Origin of the sequence: Thermus thermamylovorans, from assembly GCF_004307015.1 — a bacterium.
Lineage (GTDB): Bacteria > Deinococcota > Deinococci > Deinococcales > Thermaceae > Thermus > Thermus thermamylovorans.
In genome coordinates this window covers 77,497-98,605 of record NZ_SIJL01000002.1, presented here as the reverse complement: position 1 = coordinate 98,605, position 21,109 = coordinate 77,497, and the positions used below count along the sequence as shown (strand labels likewise).

Below are 21,109 nucleotides of genomic sequence, written 5' to 3'. Positions count from 1 at the left end.
CCTCCTAACCCCCGCTATTTTAGCGGCACGAAGGGCAGGGGGCTAAGGGAAGCCCGTACCAGCCTGCCCCGTATCTCCACGAAGAAGGGCTCCCCCGCCTCCTGCCCCACGTAGGCGAGGGCGATCCCCTTTTCCAAAAGGGGCGAGAAGCCCCCGCTCGTCACCCGGCCCACCCGCTCCTCCCCGGAAAGCACGGGGTAGCCCTCCCGGGGGATGCCCGTCTCCAGCACCAGGCCGACCAGCTTTTCCTGGCAAGGAGAGGCGAGCAGGGCCCCCTTGCCGTAGAAGTCCTTTTCCCTTTTCACCACCCAGGCCCAGGGGGTGCACAAGGGGTTGGTGGCGTCGGTGAGCTCGTGGCCGTAAAGGGGAAAGCCCGCCTCCAGCCTCAGGGTGTCCCGGGCCCCGAGGCCACAAGGGGTAGCCCCCGCCTCCAGGAGGGTTTCGAAGACGGGCTCGGCATCCTCGGGGGCCAAGAAGAGCTCAAACCCGTCCTCCCCCGTGTACCCGGTGCGGGCCAGCCGGGCGGGCCTCCCCGCCACCTGGGCCTCCCAGACATCGTTTTTCCTCTTCGTGGCCAGGTCGGTATCCGTGAGGCCCTGCAAAAGCTCCGCCGCCTTGGGCCCCTGCAAGGCCAAGAGCGCCGTTGCCTCGGAAACGTCCTGGAGCTCCGCCCGGAAACCCCGGGCCAACCCTTGGAGGTGGGCCAAGTCCTTGGCGATGTTGGCTGCATTCACCACCATGAGGTACGCCTCCTCCCCCAGGCGGTAGAGGTAGATGTCGTCCACCACACCCCCCTGGGCGTTGGGGAGCATGGAGTACTGGGCCCGGCCCACCTTCAGCCTGGCGGCGTCGTTGGCCGTGGCCCACTGGAGGAAGGCCTGGGCCTCAGGACCCTGCACAAGGAACTCCCCCATGTGGCTCACGTCGAAAAGCCCCACCCCTCGGCGCACCGAAAGGTGCTCCTCGCGGATGGAGGCGTACTGCACCGGCAGGGCGTAGCCCGCGAACCCCACCAGGCGCCCCCCGTGGCGCAGGTGGGCTTCATAAAGTGGGGTCTTCTTCATGGCAAGGCCATCTTACCCCCAGGACGGAGGCCTCCCCGTGGGTTCCTCGCGCGGCCCAGCTGCCACCCCCAGGAGGCGTCAGAAGAGTTCCCGCCTGAGCGCCTCCGCGGAGTTGTCCTCCAGGACCTCCTCCCGCTTGGTGGCCCAGGCGGGGAAGGGGAAGCGCACGAGGAGGGGCACGGGGATCTCGGGCTGGGAGAGGATCACCGCCCCCTGAGGCAGGATGAGGGCCCGCTGGCGGAAGGAGGCGGGCAGGTGGCGGTACTCGGGCCGCTCGGCCTCGGCGGCGTCCAGACGGCCCACCACCCGGATGGCGGCGTTGCCCACCACCCTGCGCTCCACCTCGCTCGCCGTCTGCTGCGCCCCGATGAGGATCACCCCTAAGGAGCGGCCCCGCTCGGCGATGTCCAGGAGGACGTCCTTGATGGGGCTTTCCTCGTCCCGGGGGGCGTACTTGTTGAGCTCGTCCAGGACGACGAAGACCTGGCCCCGGTACTGGCCCCGCTCCTTGCGCTCGAAGAGGTCCTTGAGGAGAGCGCCCACCACGAACATCTGCGCCTGGGGCCGGAGCTTGGCCAGGTCCACCACGTGCACCTGCTCCCCCTTCAGGGGGTCCGGGGGGTTCCCGGGGCGGTCCCCCCGGAGGAGGTGGCCCACCCCTTCCACGCTGGCCCGCAGGCGCCGCACGAAGGCCTCGAGGGTGGGGCGGGCCTGGCGGGCTGTCCAGGCCCGGTCCCCCTCCCCTTCGCCGCTTTCCGGGCCCAGGAGCTTGAACTCCAGGTAGGCTACGAGCTCGGCAAAGCCCTTGAGGCGCACCTTGCCCAAGGCGTCGAAGGTGATGCCCTCGGGCAGATCCTCCCCTGGCCAGTCCTCCACCAGGAGGGCCGGCCCCTTCTGCCCCTGGGCCAGCCGCCTGAGCTTTTCCGCCACGTGGGCCACCAGGAAACCCAGGTTGGAAAGGGCCCCCTTGTCGGCGAAGAGGAAGGGGAGGAGGCCCCTTTGGGCGAACTGCACCAGGTCCCAGTGGTAGGCCCTGACCCCCTCCAGCCGGGTGTCCACGTCCGGCAGGTACCCCTCCTTTTTGGGGGGGGCCAGGAAGGCCACGCTGCCAAAGGGGGTGGCGGGGAGGCCCAGCCGGGCATAGGCCGCCCTGGCCTCCTCCGTGAGGCGGGCGTTCTTCTTGTCCAGGAAGAAGAGGTCTTCCCCCTTCACGTTGAAGAGGAGCACCTTGGCCTGGTGGGCCTCCTCCAGGACCCCACTTTCCAGGAGGCTTTTGAGGAGGAATGTGGCGTAGCTGGTCTTGGCCGCCACGCCGCTGATCCCGGAGATGTTCACGTGGCCCCCCTTTGCCCCGTTCAGGAACTCCAGGTTGAGGTAGGCCACCTCCCCGTTCTTGAGGAGGCCCGCGGGGAGCTTGGTGCTCCCCCGCTGGTTGCGCATGGCCTCGTAGTAGAGGGCAAGCTCCAGCTCTTCCCCTTGCGCGAGGTAGACGGGGGAGCCGGGGTCCGGGGGGAAGAACTCCTCGGGCAGGATGCGGGTCACGCTCACGTGGGCCACGTAGGCCAGGCTCACGGGGATCTTCCCCTCCACCGCCAAAAAGGTGTCCGTGTCAAAACTCTCCCCCTCGTGGACCTTGGCCACGCGGTCCACCATGCCGAAGTAGCGCACCCTGCCCACCTTGGGGTGGTGGCCCTCCACCACCACCAGGTCGTCCAGGCGCAAAAGCCCTCCCCCCTCCACCCCCACCCAGAACTCCAGGGGGGTGGCCTCCCGGCTGCCCAGCACCACACCGATCCGCTCCACTATCCACCTCCCAGGTACCGGGCCAGGATGCGGCCCACCACCTCGCGGCTCCCCATCCTTCGGGCAAGCTCCCGCTCCAGCCCCCCCACGGGCAGGAGGTTCTGCGGGGCCCGAGGGTCTTTCAACGGGTGGGAGGCCAAGGCGGGAAAGAGGCTCAAGGAAAGGTCGGCCAGGGCGCGGAAGTCCCCCAGGAGGGGGGTTTCCACCCGGAGGAGGCCGCTTTCCGGGGGGCGCACCCCCTCCGGGGCAAGGGGCAGGCGCAGGTACCAGCTGGCAAGCTCCATCCCCTTCCTGCGCACCCGGAAAAGGGGGGTGCGCTCCCCTGGGACGAGCCTCCGGAGGAGGCCCTCCTGCTCCCTGGGCAGGTAGCGGGCCCAGTGGGTTTTGATGTAGCCCAACACGGGGCCTTCTCGCACCCAGCGCACCGGCCCATCCACCACCAAAAGCCCCCCCACCAACCCCTTAGCCAGCTCCCGCTCCAGGCCAGCCCGGGCCTGGCGCAAGCCCTCTTGAAGGCCCTCGAGGCCCTCCCCCACGGGGGGCACCGCCCCGTAGGCCAGCTCCCCCACGGAAAGGGGCCCCTCCAATCCCACCCCCACCCGGCGCACGAGGGGAGCGTGAAGGCGCATCCGCCCTCCTTCCCACACCGCGGCTCCCGCAGCCACGCACCCCAGGAGGGCGAGCCTACTCCCCTCCGCCACCAGGGCTTCCACCCGCTCCCGCCCATCCAGGAAGCAAAGGGGCTCTGGCCAAGGCGTGGGAGGGGCGGCCTTGGCCTCCCAGGGCTCCTCCAGGGGATGGAACGCTTCCGGTTCACTCCCCTGGGGAAGGGCCTCCTCCACCTCCCGCAAGGGAAGCTCCAGGGCGTAAAGCCGCCAGGCCATGCCCCTAGATTACCGGGGCCGGGCGGTAGGGGAGGTACCGGGGCTCCCAGAAGCGGGAGCGCACGAACTCCATGAGCCCCTTGAGGGAAAGGCCCAAGACCCGCTCCTCCTCCGCCACCCCCTCCTCGAGGGCCCTCCCCATCACCCGGGCGGCCACGTAGGGGGAGACCTCCCTGAGGCGGGCCACCGGGGGGTAGAGAAGGTGGGGGAAGTGAGCCTCCGTGTAGTCGTAAAGGGCGTAGGCTGCCTCCAGGACCATCCCGTCCGTGACCTCCCGGGCCCGGGCCAAGACCGCCCCCAGGCCCAGGCCGGGGAAGACGAAGGCGTTGTTCCCCTGGCCCACGGGGAGGGTGCGCCCCATGTACCCCACCGGGGGGAAGGGGCTCCCCGCCGCCACCAGGGCCCTTCCCTCCGTCCAGTAGATGAGGTCGTCGGGCANCACCGGGGGGAAGGGGCTCCCCGCGGCCACCAGGGCCCGCCCTTCCGTCCAGTAGATGAGGTCATCGGGCAGGGCTTCGCAGGCGGAAGTGGGGTTGGAAAGGGGGAAGATCACGGGCCTTTGGGTGTTTTCCAGCATGGCCCGGGCTACGGGCTCGCTGAAGCTCCCCCCCTGGCCGGAAAGGCCCAGAAGCACGGTGGCCCGGGCGTTGCGGATGGTTTCCAGGAGGTTGGGGTAAGGACCCGCAAACGCCCATCCCGCGATGCGCCCCCGCCTTTGCGCGTAGGGCTGCTTGTAGGCCTCCATGCTCCGCCCCTCCACCAAAAGCCCTTTGGAGTCCAGGACCAGAACCCGGGCCTTCGCCTCCTCCTCGGAGAGGCCCTCCCGCTTCATGCCCTCCACCAGGGCCCAGGCCACCCCGATGCCCCCCGCCCCGGCCCCGTAGACCACCACCACCTGGTCCGAAAGCCTTTCCCCCTTCAGGCGGCAGGCGGAGAGCACCCCCGCCAGGGCCACCGCCCCCGTGCCCTGGATGTCGTCGTTGAAGGAGGGCACCACCTTGCGGTAGCGCTCCAAGACGGTGAAGGCGGTTTCTTTGGCGAAGTCCTCCCACTGGATGAGGGCCTTGGGGTAGCGCCTGCGCACCGCCTCCACGAAGCGGTCCAAAAAGCGGTAGTACCCCTCTCCCCGGAGGCGCCGGTGCCGCACCCCCAGGTAGAGGGGGTCCGTGAGGAGGTCCTCCCGGTCGGTGCCCACGTCCAGCTCCACGGGCAGGGTCTTGTCCGGCCCCACCCCCCCTGCGGCGGTGTAGAGGGTGAGCTTGCCGATGGCGATGGCCATGCCCCCGTACCCCTGGTCCCCGATGCCCAGGATGGCCGAGGAATCGGTGGCCACGATGAGGCGCACCTCCTCCAGGGGAACGTTCGCGAGCGCCTCCTCCACCCGGTCGATGTTCCCCGTGCTGGCGGTGAAGCCCCGGGGGTAGCGGTAGATGTGGGAGAACTCCCGCACCGCCTCCCCCACGGTGGGGGTGTAGAGGATGGGGAGCATCTCCTCCAGGTGGTCCACCAGAAGGGCGTAGAAGAGGACCTCGTTGCGGTCCTGGAGATGGCGCAGGTAGATGTGCTTCTCCAGGGGGCTCGTGATGAGGCGGTAGCGGCGGTAGACGCGCTCCTTCTGCTCCTCCAGGGTGTTCACGTAAGGGGGAAGGAGCCCCTCCAGGCCCAGGGCCCTCCGCTCCTCCTCGGTGAAGGCCGTGCCCTTGTTGAGGAGGGGAAGCCTCAGCAGGAGGAAGCCGGAAACGTAGGGCTCCAGATACCGCTCGCCTCTTTCGTCCCGCTTGACGTCGTAATAGCGGCTGACCGGCACAACCCTATTTTCACACGTTGAAGCCGAACATGCGCATCATGCGCTTGCCCTCCTCGGTCATCTTGGCGGGGGTCCAGGGGGGCGTCCAGACGAACTCCACGTTCACCCCCTGCACCCCGGGCAGGCGCATGACCGCCATCTCCGCGTCCGCCTTGACCACGTCCTGGGCCGGGCAGCCGATGGCGGTGAGGGTCATGGTGACCTCCACCACCCCGTTCTCGTGGACCTCCACGTCGTACACGAGGCCCAGGTCCACGATGTTCACGGGGATCTCCGGGTCGTAGACCACCTTCAGGGCCTCGAGGACCTGCTCCTTGGTGGGGAGCTCCTTCACCTCCCTGTCCATGCCCCCAGTATAGCCAGGAAACCCCATCCCCTTTTGGGTATAATGGCCCCGGTTGGGGAGTAGCCCCAAGCCGGCCTCCCGTCAGGACGGGCCCCAGGGCCCCGGGAGGCCGGGGGCAGGAAGCCCGGGCAAGACCACCGCAGGAAGCGGTGGTCCTTTCTTTTGGAGGGGTGAATGGAAGCGGGCGTTCTCTCGGTGATCCTGATCCTGGTGGCCCTGGAGGTCATCCTCTCGGCGGACAACGCCCTGATCCTGGGGGTGATGGTGCAGAAACTCCCCCACCACCTGCGGCGCAAAGCCCTCTTCTACGGCATCCTGGGGGCCTACGTCCTCCGCGGCCTGGCCCTCCTCTTCGCCGCCTTGGTCATCAAGCTCTGGTGGGTGCAGGCCCTGGGGGCGGCCTACCTCCTCTACATCGCCCTCAGGCACTTCCTGAAGCCGGAGGAAGCCCACGCCCCCCCTCCTTTGGAGGTAAGCGCCGCAGGGTTTTGGAAGGTGGTGGCCCAGGTGGAGCTCATGGACCTGGCCTTCGCCGTGGACTCGGTCCTGGTGGCCGTGGCCCTCTCCGACAAGCTATGGGTCATCTACACCGGGGTCTTCCTGGGGATCCTGGCCCTAAGGATGCTGGCCAGCCTGGTGGTGAGCCTCCTGGACCGCTACCCCCGCTTCAAGCACCTGGCCTACGGGGTGGTGGGCCTGGCGGGGGTGAAGCTCCTGCTGGGCGGCTGGGACAAGTTGGCCAAGGAAGCCCTCCATCGCCCCGAGCTGGCGGTGGGCCTGGACAAGGAGACCTTCAGCCTCCTCATCCTGGGGGTGCTCCTCCTAGGGAGCCTCTGGGCCTTGCGCAAGCCGGCGCCCCAAGCCTCTTAAGATGAACGCCTCCTGGCCCTACCTGGTCCCCACCCTCCTCCTCTTCCTGGAGGTGGGCTTTCCCTTCGGCCTCCTCGTCCCTGGGGGGGATACCCTCCTCCTGGCCCTGGGGGCCCTGGCCGGGGAAGGGAGGCTTGGCCTCTTCCCCCTCCTTCCCCTCCTCTTCCTGGGCAGCTACCTGGGGCACGGGGTGGGGTACGCCCTGGGCCGGGCCTTGGGGCCCAGGGTGAGGGCCCGTTTCCCCCAGGGGCTTATAAGGCGGGCCGAACGGCTTCTCTTGCGCTATGGCCCTTCCGCGCTGCTCCTCGCCCCCTTCGTGCCGGGGATGCGCACGGCGGTGCCCTTCCTGCTTGGGGCCCTAGGGTTCCCCCTGTTGCCCTACCTTCTCCTCACCGCCCTGGGAAGCCTCCTCTGGACCCAGGGCCTGGTCCTTTTGGCCTTCTTCCTGGGGCAGACGGTATCCCCCTGGATCCTCTGGCCCACCCTGCTCCTCCTGGCCCTTTTGCCCCTCCTGCACCGGAAGCTCAGGGCGCCTGGGGCCTGAGGGGCTGAACCGAGGCCTACACGTACTTCTCCCCCCGGACCACCCAGACGTTCTCCACGTAGGCGATGACGGCGTAGTGGGGGAAGTAGGCCTCCTGCAGGCGGGCGAGGATCCTGAGGGCCACCTCCTCGGGAACGATGGTCTCCAGGCGGATGTTCTGCCCCTCCCAGTCGATGCTCCGCATCCCCCGGGAACCCTCCCCCCGGGCGGGTACAACGGTGTACCCCTTGGCCCCCAGGCGCTTGACCTCCTCCACCAGCTTCTTCTCCAAGACGCTTTCCGCCACGATGGTCACCAGCTTCAAAGGCACCAGGTCCATGCCTCACCCCCCTATCCACCTGGCCAAAGCGTGATACATGGGGATACCCAAGACCAGGTTAAAGGGGAAGGTCACCGCCAGGCTGGCGGTGAGGTACAGGCTGGGGTTGGCCTCGGGCAGGGCGATGCGCACCGCAGCCGGGGCAGCGATGTAGCTGGCGCTGGCGCTCATGGCTCCAAGCACGGTGGCCCCGCCCAGGGAAAGCCCCGCCAGGTGGCCGAGGTAGACCCCTATGGCCCCATGGAGGAGGGGGAGGAGGGTGCCGTAGAGCAGCAGGCGGAAGCCCATCTGCTTGAGGGTGGCGAACCTCGAGGCCGCTACCATCCCCAGGTCCAGGAGGAAGAGGGTGAGGACCCCGTAGAAGGGGTCCACGAAGAAGGGCTTGACCCGCTCCATCCCCGCCTCCCCCGAAAGCCCCCCCACGGCGAGCCCTCCCAGGAGGAGAACCACGCTCCTCCCCGTGAGCACCTCCTGGAAGGCCTCCCCCAGGTTCCCCCCACCCCGCTTGGCGAGGAGGAGGGCCAGGACGATACCTGGCACCTCCAAAAGGGCCACCAGGGTGGGGAGGAAGCCCTCCGGCCGGTAGCCCAGCCCCTGGGCGAAGGTGAGGGCGGCGAGGAAAGTGACCGCAGAGACGGAGCCGTAGTGGGCGGCCAGGGCCCCCGCGTCCACCCGGTCCACCCGGAGAAGGCGCCGGGCCGCCAGGTAGCCGGAGAGGGGTCGGGCCAGGCCCAGGAAGAGGGTGGCCAGCAGGGGCAGGAGGAGGACAGCCAGGGGCGTTTTGGAAAGCTCCACCCCCCCCTTGAAGCCGATGGCGAAGAGGAGGTAAAGGGAAAGGGCCGTGTACAGGGCCTCAGGAAAGGCCAGGTCGCTCCTGAGGAGGCGGGCCAAAACCCCCAGGGCGAAGGCCAGGACCATGGGGGAAAGGAGGTTGAGCCTTAGGAGTTCCAGGGCGTCCATGCCCTGCCTTCTACCACGGGGAAGGGGGCTTGGTACAATCCGGTACGATGCGGCCTTTGGTGGGCGTGATCATGGGTTCGAGGTCGGACTGGGAGACCCTGCGCCACGCGGCGGAGACGCTGGACGCCCTGGGCGTGCCCTACGAGGTGCGCATCGTCTCCGCCCACCGCACCCCGGACCTCATGGCGGAGTACGCCAAAAGCGCTAAAGAACGGGGCCTCTTGGTGATCATCGCCGGGGCGGGAGGGGCGGCCCACCTCCCCGGCATGACCGCCGCCCACACCCCCCTGCCCGTCCTGGGGGTGCCGGTGGAAAGCCAGGCCCTAAGGGGCCTAGACTCCCTCCTTTCCATCGCGCAGATGCCCGCGGGCGTTCCCGTGGGCACCCTGGCCATCGGCCGGGCGGGAGCGGTGAACGCCGCCCTCCTGGCCGCCAGCATCGTGGGGCTTTCCCACCCCGAGGTGATGGCGCGCCTTCAGGCCTACCGCCAGGCCCAGACCGAGGCCGTCCTGGCCCACCCCGACCCCCGGGAGGAGGCGTGAGGGTCGGCGTCCTGGGCGGGGGCCAGCTGGGGCGGATGCTGGCCCTGGCGGGCTACCCCCTGGGCCTTGCCTTCCGCTTCCTGGACCCAAGCCCTGAGGCCTGCGCCGGAGGGGTGGGGGAGCTCGTGGTGGGGGACTATCTGGACGAAAAGGCCCTCTTCCGCTTCGCCCATGGGCTGGACCTCATCACCTACGAGTTTGAGAACGTGCCCGTGGAGGCGGCGCGGAGGCTTGCGGAAAAGCTCCCCGTCTACCCGCCCCCCAAGGCCCTGGAGATCGCCCAGGACCGCCTTGCAGAGAAATCCTTCATGCAGAGCCTGGGAGTGCCCACCCCTCCCTTCCGCAGGGTGGACACCTTAGAGGAGCTTGGGGAGGGCCTGGCGGAGGTGGGCTTCCCTGCCCTCCTCAAGACCCGCCGGGGCGGGTACGACGGCAAGGGGCAGGCCCTGCTCACCTCATGGGAGGAGGCGGAAAAGGCTTTCCACGCCCTGGGGGGAGAGGGGTTGATCCTCGAGGGCTTCGTCCCCTTCCACCGGGAAGTGTCCCTCCTGGCGGTGCGGGGCCTTGGGGGGGAGGTGGCCTTCTACCCCCTGGTGGAAAACCGCCACCAGGGGGGCATCCTCCGGCTTTCCCTGGCCCCGGCCCCTGGAACCTCCCAAGCGTTACAGGAGAAGGCAGAAGGTTATGCCCAGAAGGCCATGGAAGCCTTAGGATATGTGGGGGTTCTAGCCCTGGAACTTTTTCAAGTGGGGGAAGAACTCCTCTTCAACGAGATGGCCCCCCGGGTGCACAACTCCGGCCACTGGACCCTCGAGGGGGCGGAAACGAGCCAGTTTGAAAACCACCTCCGGGCCCTCCTGGGCTTCCCCTTAGGCCCCACCGCCCCCCGGGGCCATAGCGCCATGGCCAACCTCATCGGGGTAAAGCCCGACTTCCGGGAGGCCCTGGCCCTCCCCGGCCTCCACCTCCACTGGTACGGCAAGGCGGTGCGCCCGGGGCGCAAGGTGGGGCACCTGACCCTCAGGCGGGACACCTGGGAGGACCTGGCCCGGGACCTTCCCCGCCTCCTCGCCCTGGCGGGGGCGTGGTAAACTTCCGGCAAATGCTGGAACGGGCCCTGGAAGCTTACCTAAAGGACTACCGGGAGGTCTTCCACCACCCCGCCCCGCCTCCCGGCTTTTCCCCGGAGGACCAGCTCAAGGTGCTGGTGCGGAACCTCTTCCGCCGCCTGGGCCTGGAAGCCTTCACCGAGGTGGCCCACCACAGCGTGGGGCGGCCGGATTTGGGCATCTTTCAGGGTACCCTCCTGGTGGGCTACGTGGAGGTCAAGGCCCCTGGGAAAAACCTGGACCCCAAGGCCTTCGCCGGGCACGACCGGAGGCAGTGGGAGCGCTTCAAGCACCTCCCCAACCTCATCTACACCGACGGCCTCACCTTCCTCCTCTACCGGGAAGGAGAACCCCTGCACCGGGCAGACCTGAGCCCCAAAGGCCCAAGCCCCGAGGAGGTGCGGGCCTTTGAAGCGCTTCTCCTGGACTTCAAGGGCTGGGGCCTTGCCGCCCCCAAGGACCCCCAGGAGCTGGCCCAGCTCCTCGCCCCCATCGCCCGCTACCTGCGGGAGGAGGCCCTGGAGGCCCTGGAGGCCCCCCCGCCTCGAGGGGAAAGCCTGAAGAAGCTCTACGAGGAGTGGCGGCGCACCTTCCTGCCCGGGGCCGACGAAAAAGCCTTCGCCGACGCCTTCGCCCAGCTCCTCACCTACGCCTTCCTCCTGGCACGGCTGGAGTGGAGCGAGGCCAAAGGGCCCTTCGCCCTGGAAAACATCCTGGCCTACCTCCACGAGGGCCACGGCCTCCTAATGGACGCGCTTTTCCTGGCCAACCATCCCCTTGTCATTCAAGAAATCTACGCGGGCTATAACCTCCTGAGGCGGGCCCTGGCCGCCATAGACCCCCAGGCCCTGGCCAAGCGGGGAACCGAGCCCTGGCTCTACTTCTACGAGGACTTCCTGGCGGCCTACGACCCCGAGCTCCGCAAGGACATGGGGGTCTACTATACCCCCAAGGAAGTGGTGGGGGCCATGGNCCTGGCGGCCTACGACCCCGAGCTGCGCAAGGACCTGGGGGTCTACTACACCCCCAAGGAGGTGGTGGGGGCCATGGTACGCCTGGTGGACGGGCTCCTGAAGGGGCGCCTGAAACGGGCGGGGGGCCTGGGGCACGAGGGCGTGACGGTTCTGGACCCCGCCCTGGGCACCGGCACCTTCCTCCTTGGGGTGCTGGAACGGGCCCTGGAAAACGCCGAAGCCCTCTACGGACCGGGCTTCCGGGGCCAGAAGGCCACGGAGGTGGCCCAAAGGCTTTTTGGCTTTGAACTGATGCTCGGCCCCTACGCCGTGGCCCAGTTCCGCCTGAGCCGGGCGGTGCGGGAGGAAGGAGGCCAGCTTCCTGAAGGGGGCCTCAAGGTCTACCTCACGGACACCCTGGAAGACCCCTACGGGGGCAAGCCCCTGGAGCGCCTGGGCATGGTCTACGAACGTCTGGCCGAGGAGCACGAACGGGCCAGCCGGGTGAAGCGCGAGGAGCCCATCCTGGTGGTCCTGGGCAACCCCCCTTACGACCGGGTGCAGGGGGAAAGCGAGGAGGAAAGGCGCAGGCGGGCAGGCTGGCTCCTGCATCCCCGCGACCCGGAAAACGGCCAAAGCCCCCCCTTACTGGAAGACTTCCTGAAGCCCCTGGAGGCCCTGGGCCTGGGCGTCCACGCCAAGAACCTCTACAACCTCTACGTCTATTTCTGGCGCTGGGCCCTGTGGAAGGCTTTTGAGCAAGACCCCAGGCGCCCCGGCATCGTGGCCTTCATCACCGCCAGTTCCTACCTCACCGGCCCCGGCTTTGCGGGGATGCGGGCCCACATGCGCCGGGTGGCGGACGAAATCTACGTCCTGGACCTGGGGGGCGAGGGCCGGGGGGCGGTGAAGGAGGAAAACGTTTTCGCCATCCAGACCCCCGTGGCCATTGCCCTCGCCGTGCGCTATGGGGAGAAGGAGGAAGGCCGCCCTGCCCGGGTCTTCTACCACCGGGTGCCCGGGGCCACGCGGGCGGCAAAGCTCGCCCATCTGGCCGAAATGGAGGACCTAAAGAGGGTTCCCTTCCAGGAGGTAGGGCGGGGCCTTTACGACCCCTTTGTGCCCGAGCCCGCCGGGGCCTACGCCGCCTGGCCCAGGCTCACCCACCTCTTCCCCTGGCAGCACAGCGGGGTAGAGTTCAAGCGCACCTGGCCCATCGGCCCCACCCGGGAGGTGTTGGAGGCGCGCTGGCATGCCCTCCTCACCGCCACCAACCTGGAGGCGGCCTTCCGGGAGGAGCGGGACCGCCGGGTGGACCGCGCCTACCCCGCCATCCTGAGGGGGGAGAAGCTCCCTCCCTTGAGCTCCTTGAGCCCCACCGAACCCCCGGAGGCCATCCTGCGCTACGGCTATCGCTCCTTTGACCGGGCCTGGGCCATCGCGGACGGCAGGGTGTGCAGCTACCCTCGGCCTGCCCTTTGGCGCGTCTATGGCCCCAAGCAAATCTTCCTCACCTCCCTTCTCACAAGCCCCCTGGGGCAAGGGCCTGCCCTAACCGCCACCACCTACGTACCGGACCGGCACCACTTCTCTAACCGCGGCGGCAAGGACGTCATCCCCCTCTACCGGGACCGGGAAGGCCGGAGGCCCAACCTGGTCCCCGGGCTTTTGGAACTTCTGGAAGACGCTTACGGCTTCCCCGTGGCCCCGGAGGATTTCCTGGCCTACGTCTACGCCCTCCTGGCCCAGCCCGCCTTCAGCGAACGCTTCCGGGAGGAGGTGCGCCACCCCCCGGTGCGGGTGCCCCTCACCAAGGAGGGAACCCTCTTCCAAAGGGGGGTGGAGCTGGGAAGGCGCCTCCTTTGCTGCCATACCTTCGGGGAGCGGTTTGGGGGGGCCTGCCTCCTCCACGGGGAGGCCCGCTGGCAAAAGGCCCCCTCGAGCTACCCTCAGGACCACGCCTACGACCCAAAGACCCGGACCCTGAGGGTGGGGGACGGGGAGGTGGCCCCCGTGACCCCGGAGGTGTGGGGCTACGAAATCTCGGGCTTCCAGCCCCTCAAGGCCTGGCTGGACTTCCGCACCCGGGGGGCGGGCAGGAAGGGAAGCCCTCTGGACCACATTCTTCCCACCGCCTGGGGGCCCGACCTCAGCCGGGAGCTTCTGGAAGTGGTCTGGGCCCTGGAGTGCACCCTGCGCCTGCACCCGGAGCAGGAAGCCCTCCTCGACCAGGTGCTGGAGGGTCCGCTCTTCCAGGAAGAGGAACTCCCCAAACCAAAACCCGAGGAGCGCAAGCCCCCCGAGGAGGAAGCGGAAGAGGCGGGCGAAGCGGTCCAGGACCGGCTCCTCTAGGTCCCGGGGAGCGGCCGGTCCCGGTGGGGTATAATCCCCTCCCAAGGAGGCCAGCATGGACCGGATCGCCAGGCTCAGGGAGGTCATCCGCGCGGCTAAGGAACACCCTGTTTACCGGGAAAAGTTCAAAGGCGTGGACCCGGAAGGGGTCGGCCTGGAAAGCCTGGGGGAGCTTCCCCTCACCACCCGGGAGGAGTGGGTGGCCTACCTCAAGGAAAACCCCAGGCCGCCCACGGGGGCGAGCCTCATGCACCTCACCCCAAGCCCCCTCCTGGGCTGGATGCCCGAGTACCTCTCCCAGGACGACCTGCGCTACCAGGCCGAGGCCCTGGCGGAGCACTACCGCAGGCTCGGCCTCACCGGGAAAAAGGTGCTGGTAGCCTTCAGCTACCACGTCTTCGCTGGGGGGTGGCTTTTCCACCAGGCCCTCTGGCGCGCCGGGAACCTGGTCTTCCCCCACGGGCCGGGAGAGGCGGCCCGCATCGCGGAAATCGGCCAGGCCTATGGCTTTGACGTCCTGGTGACCAACCCCTCCTTCGCCCTCAAGGTGGGCCAGGCGGGGGGGCGCTTCCCCCTTCTCCTGGCCGGGGGGGAGCCCTTCACCTCCGTGCCCGGCTTCCGGGAGAAGGTGGAGGCCGTCCTGGGGTGCACTGCCCTGGACGCCTACGGCACCAGCGAGCTCGGCATCGTGGCCGGGGAGCGCCTGGAGAAAGACGGCCTCTGGGAGATCCCGGAGATGGCGGTGCTGGAGGTCCTGGACCCCGAGACCCTGAAGCCCATCCCCGAGGGGGAGAAGGGGGAGCTGGTGGTGACGGCCCTAAGCCGCACCCTCATGCCCATGGTGCGCTTCCGCACCGGGGACCTGGCCATCGCCGAGAGGCGGGAGGGGCTTACCGTGCTACCCCGGGGGGTCTTCGGCCGCACCGACCAGATGGTGAAGGTGAAGGGGGTCAAGCTCTACCCCACGGAGCTCGCCCCCATCCTGGGAGGCTTCGGCCTGGACCCCAAGGGCTTCCAAGTGGTGCTGGAGAGGAAGCTGGAGGGCACGGACAAGCTGGTCCTCCGCCTCAAGGCGGAGAAGGTGCCCCCGGGCCTCCTGGAGGCCATCCAGAAGGCCACGGGCCTGAAGGTGGACGAGGTGGAGCTCGCCTCCGAGCTGGAGGGGGGCCTGGTGGTGGACCGGCGCTTTTGAGCACCCCGCAGCAAGCCGGGAGCGGCCTCCCTGCGGGGAGGCCACTTTGTTATCGTCTTCTCATAACCTGCGGATATACTCTCCGGCAAAGCAACGGGGCCCTTGCGCTATAGTGGGGGTAAACCCTGCGCCTTGGCGGAAGGAGGCAAGATGCGGTTTTTCGTGCTGGGGGACGTTTCCGTGGACCTTCTCTTCTTCGTGGAGCGAATACCGGAACCGGGGGAGGAGATCCCCTCCCGCCGGGCCCTGATGAAGCCCGGGGGAGCTGGGGCTACCCTGGCGGCGCAGCTGGCGAGCCTGGGCCACCGGGTCTACCTGGCCGGTCGGGTGGGGCAGGACCCCTTCGCCGAGCTGGCCCTGGCCCGGGTGCGGGAGATGGGGGTGGACCTCCGCCACCTGCAGGAAGATCCCGAGCACACCACCAGCTCGGTGCTGATCCTCCTGGTGCCCGGGGGGGAACGGGCCATGGTGAGCGCCGAGGGGGCAAGCCGCCACCTGGACCCTTCCCTCTTCAAGCCCCGCTTCCTGGACCAGGCGGACGCGGTGGTCCTCTCTGCCTACGCCCTGGTGGGGGGGCCCAGCCGCAGCTACGCGGTGGAGGTCCTGGAGGCCGCCCGGAAGCGGGAGATGCCCGTCTTCGCCGACCTGGGCACGGGGGCGGTACGGGCGGCGGGCACGGAGCTCTTAAGGTACCTGCGGGGCGTAACCTGGCTTCTCATGAACCAGACGGAGCTTCTGGCCCTGACGGAGGCCTCCTCCCTCTCCGAAGGGGTGGGCCGTCTCCGGAAAGAGGGCTTCCACCGCCTGGCCATCAAGGTGGGGGCCATGGGCTCCATCGTGGTCACCCCGGAAGGGGAGGAGCTCATCGAACCCTTCCCCGTGGAGGACATCGTGGACTCCACCGGAGCCGGGGACGCCTACACCGCCGTCTTTGCCCACGCCATCCTGAGCGGGAAAACCCCGGTGGAGGCGGGCAAGCTCGCCAACCTGGCAGGCGCCCTGGCGGCCACGGGCCTGGGGGCCCAGGGGAGGCTCATCCGCCTAGAGGACTTGGAAGTAGCGGTGGGCCAGGGCTAAAAAGGCCAGGCCCGCCTTCCCGCTCTTTTCCGGGTGAAACTGGGGGGCCAGGAGGTTTTCCTTGGCCAGGAGGGCGGTAAAGGGGGTGCCCCCGTACTCCCCCCGGCCAAGGGAGTACGAGGTAAGGGGGCCATAGTAGGAGTTGGCGAAGTAAAAGTGCCGCCCCGAGAGCTCCGCGAAGAGGCCAGCAAAGGCCACCCGGTTCCAGCCCATCTGGGGCACGCGGCCGTGGGTAAAGCGCCGCACCACCCCCTCCACCAGACCCAACCCTTTAACCCCGGGAGCCTCTTCGCTCTCCTGGTACAGGACTTGCATCCCCACGCAGATGCCGAGGAAGGGAAGCCCCCTTTCCAGGTGGGCCAGGACCCGGTCCACGAAGCCGCTTCCCTGAAAGGCCCCCATCACCTGGCCGAAGTGGCCCTGGCCGGGGAGGACCAGGAGGCTGGCCTCGAGGTGCGCCCGAGGGTCTGAGGAAACGCTCACGGCAAAGCCCGCGGCCTCGAGGGCCTTGGCCGCGCTCCGGAGGTTCCCCGAGCCGTAGTCGATGAGGAGGGTCCTCACGGGCTAAAGCACCCCCTTGGTGCTGGGAAGCCCCTCCCCCGTGACCCGGGTGGCCCGGTGGAGGGCCCGGGCCAGGGCCTTAAAGCTGGCCTCCAGCACGTGGTGGGCCTCCCGCCCGGAAAGGAGCCGCAGGTGCAGGGTGAGGCGGCCGTGGTTGGCGAGGCCCCGCAGGAACTCCCGGAGGTGGTAGTGGTTCACCCCCCCCGCCTCTCCCACCACGGGCCATTCCTCCGGGCGGTACTCCAGGTGGGGCCTGCCCGAGAGGTCCAAGACGCAGAGCACCAGGGTCTCGTCCATGGGGGCATAGGCCTCGGCGTAGCGCTCCAGGCCCACCCCCTCCCCCAGGGCCTCCTTCAGGGCCTGCCCCAGGGTGATGCCCACGTCCTCCACCAGGTGGTGGGGGTCCACCTCGAGGTCCCCCCTGGCCTCCACCTCCAGGAGAAAGCGGCCGTGCCGCTGGAGCTGCAGGAGCATGTGGTCCAGGAAGGGCAGGCCCGTGGCCACCTTACCCCCCACGGGGCCATCCAGGCCCAGGCGCACCCGGACCCAGGTCTCCGCCGTGGCCCTTTCCACAGAGGCCTCACGCATAGGCCACCCCAAAGGCCGCCCGCAAAAAGGCGTCCATCTCCTCCTTGAGGCCCACGCTCACCCGCAGGCACCCCGCAAGCCCCGGGTAGCGGTCCTGGCGGCGCACCAGAACCCCCTGGGCCAGGAGGTGGCGGAAGGCCGCCTCCGCGTCCGGGGTGCGCACCAGGAGGAAGTTGGTGTGGCTGGGGTAGGGGCGCCAGGCGGGGTGGGCGAGGAGCCTCCCGTAGACCCTTTCCCGCTCCCTCCGCACGTAGGCCGCCACCTCCGCGGCGTAGCCGGGGTTTTCCAGCACCACCTCCAGGATGGCCCCGGTGTGGGCGGGGAGGACAAAGGGGGGGAGCACCTCCCGCACCACCCCCGCCACCTCGGGGGCGGCCAGGAGGTACCCTGCCCTCACACCCCCCAAGGAGAAAGCCTTGGAGAAGGTGCGCAGGAAGGCCACGTGGGGGTTTTCCCGCCCCAGGGGGCTAAAGTCGGTGCCGGAAAACTCCCGGTAGGCCTCGTCCACCACCAACAACCCCCCCACCTCCTTAGCCCGCTCCGCCAGAGCCCGCAAGGCTTCCTCCGGGAAAAGGGCCCCCGTGGGGGCGTGGGGGTTGGGCAGGAAGAGGATCCCGCCCCGGAAAGCCTCGAGGAGCCCCTCCAAGGGCAGGGCAAACCCCTCCCCCAGGGGCACCGCCCGGTAGGGGGTGCCCGCCATCCTGGCGGCGTGGGCGTAGTGGGGGAAGGAGGGACTTAGGTCCAGGACCTCCTCCGCCGCCAGGCTCAGGGCCAGGATGAGGAGGTTGGACCCCGGGGCCAGGACCACCCCCTCCTCCGGCCAGCCCGTGAGGGCGGCAAGCCTCCTCCGCAAGCCCTCCGCGTGGATCTCCGGGTAGCGGTTCCAGGGAAGCCGGGCCATGCGGCGCAGGGCCTCCTCCTTGAGGGGCTGGGGCAGGTCAAAGGGGCTTTCGTTCTGGTCCAGCTTCACCGGGGCCTCCGCCTTCTTGTAGGGGTAGGGGGAAAGGCCCTGGAGGTGCGCCTTGAAGGCCCGCATACCCTGGAGTATAGCCTGAAGTCGGTAAACTGGAAGGGTGAACCGGGCCAAGGACTGGTTCCTCCAGGCGGAAAGGGACCTGGAGATGGCCGAGATCGCCCGGGGAGCGGGAAGGCACGAGTGGGCCTGCTTCGCCGCCCAGCAGGCCGCGGAGAAAGCGGTCAAGGCCTTGCACCTCCACCTGGGCCAGGAGGCTTGGGGTCACCTCATCGCCCGGCTCCTCCGGGAGCTGCCCCTGGAAGTCCCCCCCGAACTGGTGGAAAAGGCAAGGTACCTGGATGGGCTCTACATTCCCACCCGCTACCCGGACGCCTTCCCCGAGGGCCCTTCCGCGGAGCACTACGGCCCCCTGCAGAGCGAGGAGGCCCTGCGCTATGCCCGTGAGATCCTTGACTTCACCCGTGCTCAGATGGCCTAGCCGGGAAGAGGTGGAGGAGGCCCTTCGGACCTGGCTTCGCCGCCACCCCATCCCCGGCCTCTTGGCCCTGGGCTACTTCGGTTCCTACGCCCGGGGGAACCATGGGGTGGGGAGCGACCTGGACCTGGTCCTGGTGGTGGCGGCCTCGGAACTCCCCCCCTGGCAAAGGCCCACCCGGCTCCCCCTGGAGGAGCTTCCCGTGCCCGCGGAGGCCCTGGTCTACACCCTGGAGGAATGGCGGGCCCTCTCCGGGCGAAGCCCCCGTTTCGCCAGGACCCTGGGGGAGGAAACCCAGTGGCTCCTAGGGGCGGAAGTGGTCGTACCCCTTTCGGGGAAGGGGTTCCCCCCGGAGGAAGACCCCCCTTCCCTCCCCCACCCGCCCCGCGCGGAAAAGGGGTAGGCCCCCCGCCTCCGCCCGGGCCAGGACCTGGGCCTCGGCCCCGGGGGGCACCACCAACACGGCCTCGAACTCTTCCCCCCCGTAGAGGACGAGGTCCAAAGCCGCCTCCTCGCTTCCCGCAAAGGCCAGGACATCGGGGTAGAGGGGAAGGGCTTCCAGGTCCACCCGCACCCCCAGCTCCGCCAGCTGCCAGAGGGTTTCCGCCAGGCCATCGGAGGAGTCCAGGCTACCCCGGGGAAGTCCCTCGAGGCTTAGGAGTTCCCGCCGGGGCAGGGGGTAAAAGGCCGCCTCCCGGATCTTCGGGTAGGCCCCCAGGTCTCTTTCCTGGTAGTGGGCCCGTATGGCCGCCCCCGTCCTGCCCCAACGGTCCCCGGCCAGGTAGAGGAGATCCCCGGGGAAGGCCCTTCGGGGCAGGGGGCTGGCGGTTCTGGCAAAGCCAGAAACGGTGAGGGCCACCTCGCGCCCGGCGTTGGTGTCGCCGCCGAGGAGGGGGGCCCCCAGCCGCCTGGCCGCCTCCGCCGCACCCTCCACCAGGTCCAGGACAAAGGACGCCTCGAGGTCCGGGGGCAGAAAGAGCCCCAGGGCAAACCCCAAGGGCCTCCCCATCTTGGCGATGAGGTCCGAGGCCGTGGCCGCCACCCCCCTAAAGCCCACCTCAAAGGGCCCCATGCCATGGAGGGCCACTTCCCGGTAGAGGAAGCCGTCGGTCTTCAGGAGCCAGGCCTCCCCCCCCACCCAAACCCCCCCGGCGTCGTCCCCTGGGGGCAGGGGGGCCTCCTCCGGGTAGCCCATGGGGGAAAGCCTCGCCAAAAGGGCCCGCTCGCCCAGGTCCTTGAGCCGCATACGCCCAGGCTAGGGTATCATGGCGGGGTGTGCCGGGTTGACCTCTGCCGGACACCGGCCCCCAATCCCCTAGTCCTGGTGGAAGCCCTGCCCGCAGGGAGCGTCCTTAGCCTGCTCTTGGCCCAAGGGGCCACAGAGGTCTGGGTGGCTCCAGGGCCCAAGGTGGCCCGCCTCCTGGCGGAGGAGCTGAAGGAAGAGGTTCTGCTCTTGGGTGAGGTGGAAGGCTTTCCCCCCGAGGGCTTCCACGGCCGCCTCTCCCTGGTGGACCTGACGGGGGCCGAGGTCCGGGGGAAGAAGGCCGTCCTGGTGGCCCCTATCCTGAACGCGAGCCTCCTCCCCGAGGAAGAGGAGGTCTACTTGGCCAACTTCCGCAACGCCAAGGCCGCCTTGGCGGCCCTGCGCTCCCTGCCAGGGCCCGTCCTGCGCCCCGCCGGAGCCCCCGAGCCCCTGCTTTCGGCGGTGGTGGCGGCAGGCTTTCTGGCCAAGCGCCTCTTTCCGGAAACCCCCCCCAGCCTGGCCACCGCCCTCCTCAAGGCTTTCCCCGACCCCCAGGAAGCCCTCTTCCAAAGCCCAGAGGGCCAGGCCCTGCACCGCCAGGGGCGCACGGAGGAGCTGGCCTGGGCCAGCCTCATCGGGGTGGATCCCGTGGTGCCCCGGCTCGCCGGGGTGCGCCGCTTCCCCAAGGAGGCCTTCGGCCTCACCCAGGACCGCTACGCCCAGAGGTTCGTGGCATGGAGCGCCTAGAGCTTTTGGGCCTCCCCCTGGACCCCGTGGGGATGGCGGAAGCCCTGGAGCGCATCGCGGGCTTTCTCCAGGCGGACAGGACCCACCAGGTGGTGACCCTGAACCCGGAGATCGCCGTGCGGGCCCAGGAGGACGGGGCCTTGAAGCGGGCCATCCTCGAGGCCGAGCTCGTCACCCCGGACGGGGTGGGCATCCTCTGGGCTGCCAGGCGGCTTTTGGGGGTGGAGCTCAAGGAAAGGGTCACCGGGGTGGACCTCACCCTGGCCCTCTTCGGCCGCTTCCCCGGGATCCGGGTCTACCTCCTGGGGGGCAAGCCCGGGGTGGCGGAGCGGGCGGCCCTCGAGGCGAGGCGCCTGGGGGCGGAGGTGGTGGGCTGCCACCACGGCTACTTCCGGGAAGAGGGGCCGGTGGTGACAGACATCCAGGGGAAGCGCCCCGACCTCCTCCTGGTGGGCATGGGGGAAAGGCAGGAGGTCTTCATCCACCGCCACAAGGCCCACCTGGGGGCCAAGGTGGCCATGGGGGTGGGGGGCACCCTGGACGTGCTGGCGGGGGAGGCCCAAAGGCCCCCCCTCTGGGCCCGGCGCCTGGGGGTGGAGTGGCTCCTAAGGGTGGGCCTGGACCCCAAGCGCTGGCGGCGGGCTCCCCGGCTTTTCCGCTTCGCTTACACCGTCCTCAGGAAAAAGGGCTAGAATGC

General features: G+C 69.2%; 21 protein-coding genes and 1 pseudogene. 11 read left to right on the top strand and 11 right to left on the bottom strand.

Annotation, left to right across the window (positions count from 1 at the left end):
- Positions 1-14: 14 nt before the first annotated feature.
- From gcvT to ETP66_RS02020, 5 genes are all read right to left on the bottom strand, one after another.
- Entirely contained in the window at positions 15-1,064 is a 1,050-nt protein-coding gene (gene gcvT / locus ETP66_RS02040; RefSeq protein WP_130840143.1) for a glycine cleavage system aminomethyltransferase GcvT, read from the bottom strand.
- 78 nt (positions 1,065-1,142) lie between these two features.
- Positions 1,143-2,867 (bottom strand): ATP-binding protein, encoded by a 1,725-nt coding sequence (locus tag ETP66_RS02035; protein ID WP_130840141.1) that lies wholly within the window; start codon positions 2,865-2,867, stop codon positions 1,143-1,145.
- Complete coding sequence (locus ETP66_RS02030; RefSeq protein WP_130840139.1) at positions 2,867-3,751, bottom strand: DNA double-strand break repair nuclease NurA; 885 nt, start codon at positions 3,749-3,751, stop codon at positions 2,867-2,869. The genes ETP66_RS02035 and ETP66_RS02030 overlap by 1 nt, the downstream gene beginning before the upstream one ends.
- Before the next feature lie 4 nt (positions 3,752-3,755).
- Positions 3,756-5,558: an NAD-dependent malic enzyme gene (locus ETP66_RS02025; RefSeq protein ID WP_130840137.1), complete on the bottom strand. Its 1,803-nt coding sequence runs from the start codon at positions 5,556-5,558 to the stop codon at positions 3,756-3,758.
- Positions 5,559-5,568: 10 nt separating this feature from the next.
- Entirely contained in the window at positions 5,569-5,904 is a 336-nt protein-coding gene (locus ETP66_RS02020; protein ID WP_130840135.1) for a metal-sulfur cluster assembly factor, read from the bottom strand.
- A 174-nt stretch (positions 5,905-6,078) separates the two neighbouring features.
- Between ETP66_RS02020 and ETP66_RS02015 the strand changes: the two genes are divergently transcribed.
- Positions 6,079-6,774, top strand: a complete 696-nt coding sequence (locus ETP66_RS02015) for a TerC family protein (protein WP_130840133.1) — start codon at positions 6,079-6,081, stop codon at positions 6,772-6,774.
- A gap of 1 nt (position 6,775) precedes the next feature.
- The gene (locus ETP66_RS02010; protein WP_130840131.1) at positions 6,776-7,318 is read left to right on the top strand and encodes a DedA family protein; all 543 of its coding nucleotides are present in this window, start codon (positions 6,776-6,778) and stop codon (positions 7,316-7,318) included.
- Positions 7,319-7,334: 16 nt separating this feature from the next.
- Here ETP66_RS02010 and ETP66_RS02005 read toward each other — a convergent pair whose 3' ends face one another.
- Entirely contained in the window at positions 7,335-7,637 is a 303-nt protein-coding gene (locus ETP66_RS02005; RefSeq protein ID WP_130840129.1) for a P-II family nitrogen regulator, read from the bottom strand.
- Positions 7,638-7,640: 3 nt separating this feature from the next.
- A complete protein-coding gene (locus ETP66_RS02000) occupies positions 7,641-8,597 on the bottom strand; it encodes a sodium-dependent bicarbonate transport family permease (RefSeq protein WP_130840127.1) in 957 nt (318 codons plus the stop codon).
- A gap of 47 nt (positions 8,598-8,644) precedes the next feature.
- On the opposite strand from ETP66_RS02000, the gene purE reads away from it, so the two are divergent.
- From purE to ETP66_RS01975, 5 genes are all read left to right on the top strand, one after another.
- Complete coding sequence (gene purE, locus ETP66_RS01995) at positions 8,645-9,139, top strand: 5-(carboxyamino)imidazole ribonucleotide mutase (RefSeq protein WP_130840125.1); 495 nt, start codon at positions 8,645-8,647, stop codon at positions 9,137-9,139.
- The gene (locus ETP66_RS01990) at positions 9,136-10,230 is read left to right on the top strand and encodes a 5-(carboxyamino)imidazole ribonucleotide synthase (RefSeq protein WP_130840123.1); all 1,095 of its coding nucleotides are present in this window, start codon (positions 9,136-9,138) and stop codon (positions 10,228-10,230) included. Before purE ends, ETP66_RS01990 begins: the two co-directional genes overlap by 4 nt.
- A gap of 11 nt (positions 10,231-10,241) precedes the next feature.
- Positions 10,242-13,553: a type ISP restriction/modification enzyme gene (locus tag ETP66_RS01985; RefSeq protein WP_130840121.1), complete on the top strand. Its 3,312-nt coding sequence runs from the start codon at positions 10,242-10,244 to the stop codon at positions 13,551-13,553.
- 55 nt (positions 13,554-13,608) lie between these two features.
- Positions 13,609-14,745, top strand: coding sequence for a phenylacetate--CoA ligase family protein (locus ETP66_RS01980; protein ID WP_130840119.1), 1,137 nt, complete (start codon positions 13,609-13,611; stop codon positions 14,743-14,745).
- Between the two features lie 150 nt (positions 14,746-14,895).
- Positions 14,896-15,822 (top strand): carbohydrate kinase family protein, encoded by a 927-nt coding sequence (locus ETP66_RS01975; RefSeq protein ID WP_130840117.1) that lies wholly within the window; start codon positions 14,896-14,898, stop codon positions 15,820-15,822.
- Here the strand turns inward: ETP66_RS01975 and hisH are convergent.
- Genes hisH through ETP66_RS01960 form a run of 3 tightly spaced genes read right to left on the bottom strand, consistent with a single transcriptional unit; the run spans position 15,787 to position 18,007 of the window.
- On the bottom strand, positions 15,787-16,383 hold the full coding sequence (gene hisH / locus ETP66_RS01970; protein WP_130840115.1) for an imidazole glycerol phosphate synthase subunit HisH: 597 nt from the start codon (positions 16,381-16,383) through the stop codon (positions 15,787-15,789). The two genes, ETP66_RS01975 and hisH, sit on opposite strands and share 36 nt — an antisense overlap.
- Positions 16,384-16,386: 3 nt before the next feature.
- Entirely contained in the window at positions 16,387-16,971 is a 585-nt protein-coding gene (gene hisB, locus ETP66_RS01965) for an imidazoleglycerol-phosphate dehydratase HisB (RefSeq protein ID WP_130840113.1), read from the bottom strand.
- Positions 16,964-18,007, bottom strand: coding sequence for a pyridoxal phosphate-dependent aminotransferase (locus ETP66_RS01960; RefSeq protein ID WP_130840111.1), 1,044 nt, complete (start codon positions 18,005-18,007; stop codon positions 16,964-16,966). Before ETP66_RS01960 ends, hisB begins: the two co-directional genes overlap by 8 nt.
- Before the next feature lie 37 nt (positions 18,008-18,044).
- Here ETP66_RS01960 and ETP66_RS01955 point away from each other — a divergent pair, with 37 nt between their 5' ends.
- The gene (locus ETP66_RS01955; RefSeq protein WP_130840109.1) at positions 18,045-18,425 is read left to right on the top strand and encodes a HEPN domain-containing protein; all 381 of its coding nucleotides are present in this window, start codon (positions 18,045-18,047) and stop codon (positions 18,423-18,425) included.
- Positions 18,382-18,729: pseudogene (locus ETP66_RS01950) on the top strand (nucleotidyltransferase domain-containing protein); the annotation flags it as partial. The gene ETP66_RS01955 and the pseudogene ETP66_RS01950, both read left to right, overlap by 44 nt.
- On the opposite strand, the gene ETP66_RS01945 reads toward ETP66_RS01950, so the two are convergent.
- Positions 18,727-19,668 carry a thiamine-phosphate kinase gene (locus ETP66_RS01945; protein WP_130840106.1) on the bottom strand — a complete coding sequence of 314 codons (942 nt, stop codon included), beginning with the start codon at positions 19,666-19,668 and terminating at the stop codon, positions 18,727-18,729. The pseudogene ETP66_RS01950 and the gene ETP66_RS01945 overlap by 3 nt on opposite strands.
- A gap of 27 nt (positions 19,669-19,695) precedes the next feature.
- Here ETP66_RS01945 and ETP66_RS01940 point away from each other — a divergent pair, with 27 nt between their 5' ends.
- Both ETP66_RS01940 and ETP66_RS01935 read left to right on the top strand, forming a co-directional pair.
- Complete coding sequence (locus tag ETP66_RS01940) at positions 19,696-20,412, top strand: 2-phosphosulfolactate phosphatase (RefSeq protein WP_130840104.1); 717 nt, start codon at positions 19,696-19,698, stop codon at positions 20,410-20,412.
- Positions 20,400-21,104, top strand: coding sequence for a WecB/TagA/CpsF family glycosyltransferase (locus ETP66_RS01935; RefSeq protein WP_130840102.1), 705 nt, complete (start codon positions 20,400-20,402; stop codon positions 21,102-21,104). The genes ETP66_RS01940 and ETP66_RS01935 overlap by 13 nt, the downstream gene beginning before the upstream one ends.
- Positions 21,105-21,109: the final 5 nt, after the last annotated feature.

Excerpts from the sequence above, each read along its gene's own strand:
- gcvT (WP_130840143.1), bottom strand. The coding sequence starts at position 1,064 with ATGAAGAAGACCCCACTTTATGAAGCCCACCTGCGCCACGGGGGGCGC.
- ETP66_RS02030 (WP_130840139.1), bottom strand. The coding sequence starts at position 3,751 with ATGGCCTGGCGGCTTTACGCCCTGGAGCTTCCCTTGCGGGAGGTGGAG.
- ETP66_RS02020 (WP_130840135.1), bottom strand. The coding sequence starts at position 5,904 with ATGGACAGGGAGGTGAAGGAGCTCCCCACCAAGGAGCAGGTCCTCGAG.
- ETP66_RS02015 (WP_130840133.1), top strand. The coding sequence starts at position 6,079 with ATGGAAGCGGGCGTTCTCTCGGTGATCCTGATCCTGGTGGCCCTGGAG.
- ETP66_RS02010 (WP_130840131.1), top strand. The coding sequence starts at position 6,776 with ATGAACGCCTCCTGGCCCTACCTGGTCCCCACCCTCCTCCTCTTCCTG.
- ETP66_RS02005 (WP_130840129.1), bottom strand. The coding sequence starts at position 7,637 with ATGGACCTGGTGCCTTTGAAGCTGGTGACCATCGTGGCGGAAAGCGTC.
- ETP66_RS02000 (WP_130840127.1), bottom strand. The coding sequence starts at position 8,597 with ATGGACGCCCTGGAACTCCTAAGGCTCAACCTCCTTTCCCCCATGGTC.
- purE (WP_130840125.1), top strand. The coding sequence starts at position 8,645 with ATGCGGCCTTTGGTGGGCGTGATCATGGGTTCGAGGTCGGACTGGGAG.
- ETP66_RS01980 (WP_130840119.1), top strand. The coding sequence starts at position 13,609 with ATGGACCGGATCGCCAGGCTCAGGGAGGTCATCCGCGCGGCTAAGGAA.
- ETP66_RS01975 (WP_130840117.1), top strand. The coding sequence starts at position 14,896 with ATGCGGTTTTTCGTGCTGGGGGACGTTTCCGTGGACCTTCTCTTCTTC.
- hisB (WP_130840113.1), bottom strand. The coding sequence starts at position 16,971 with ATGCGTGAGGCCTCTGTGGAAAGGGCCACGGCGGAGACCTGGGTCCGG.
- ETP66_RS01960 (WP_130840111.1), bottom strand. The coding sequence starts at position 18,007 with ATGCGGGCCTTCAAGGCGCACCTCCAGGGCCTTTCCCCCTACCCCTAC.
- ETP66_RS01945 (WP_130840106.1), bottom strand. The coding sequence starts at position 19,668 with ATGCGGCTCAAGGACCTGGGCGAGCGGGCCCTTTTGGCGAGGCTTTCC.
- ETP66_RS01935 (WP_130840102.1), top strand. The coding sequence starts at position 20,400 with ATGGAGCGCCTAGAGCTTTTGGGCCTCCCCCTGGACCCCGTGGGGATG.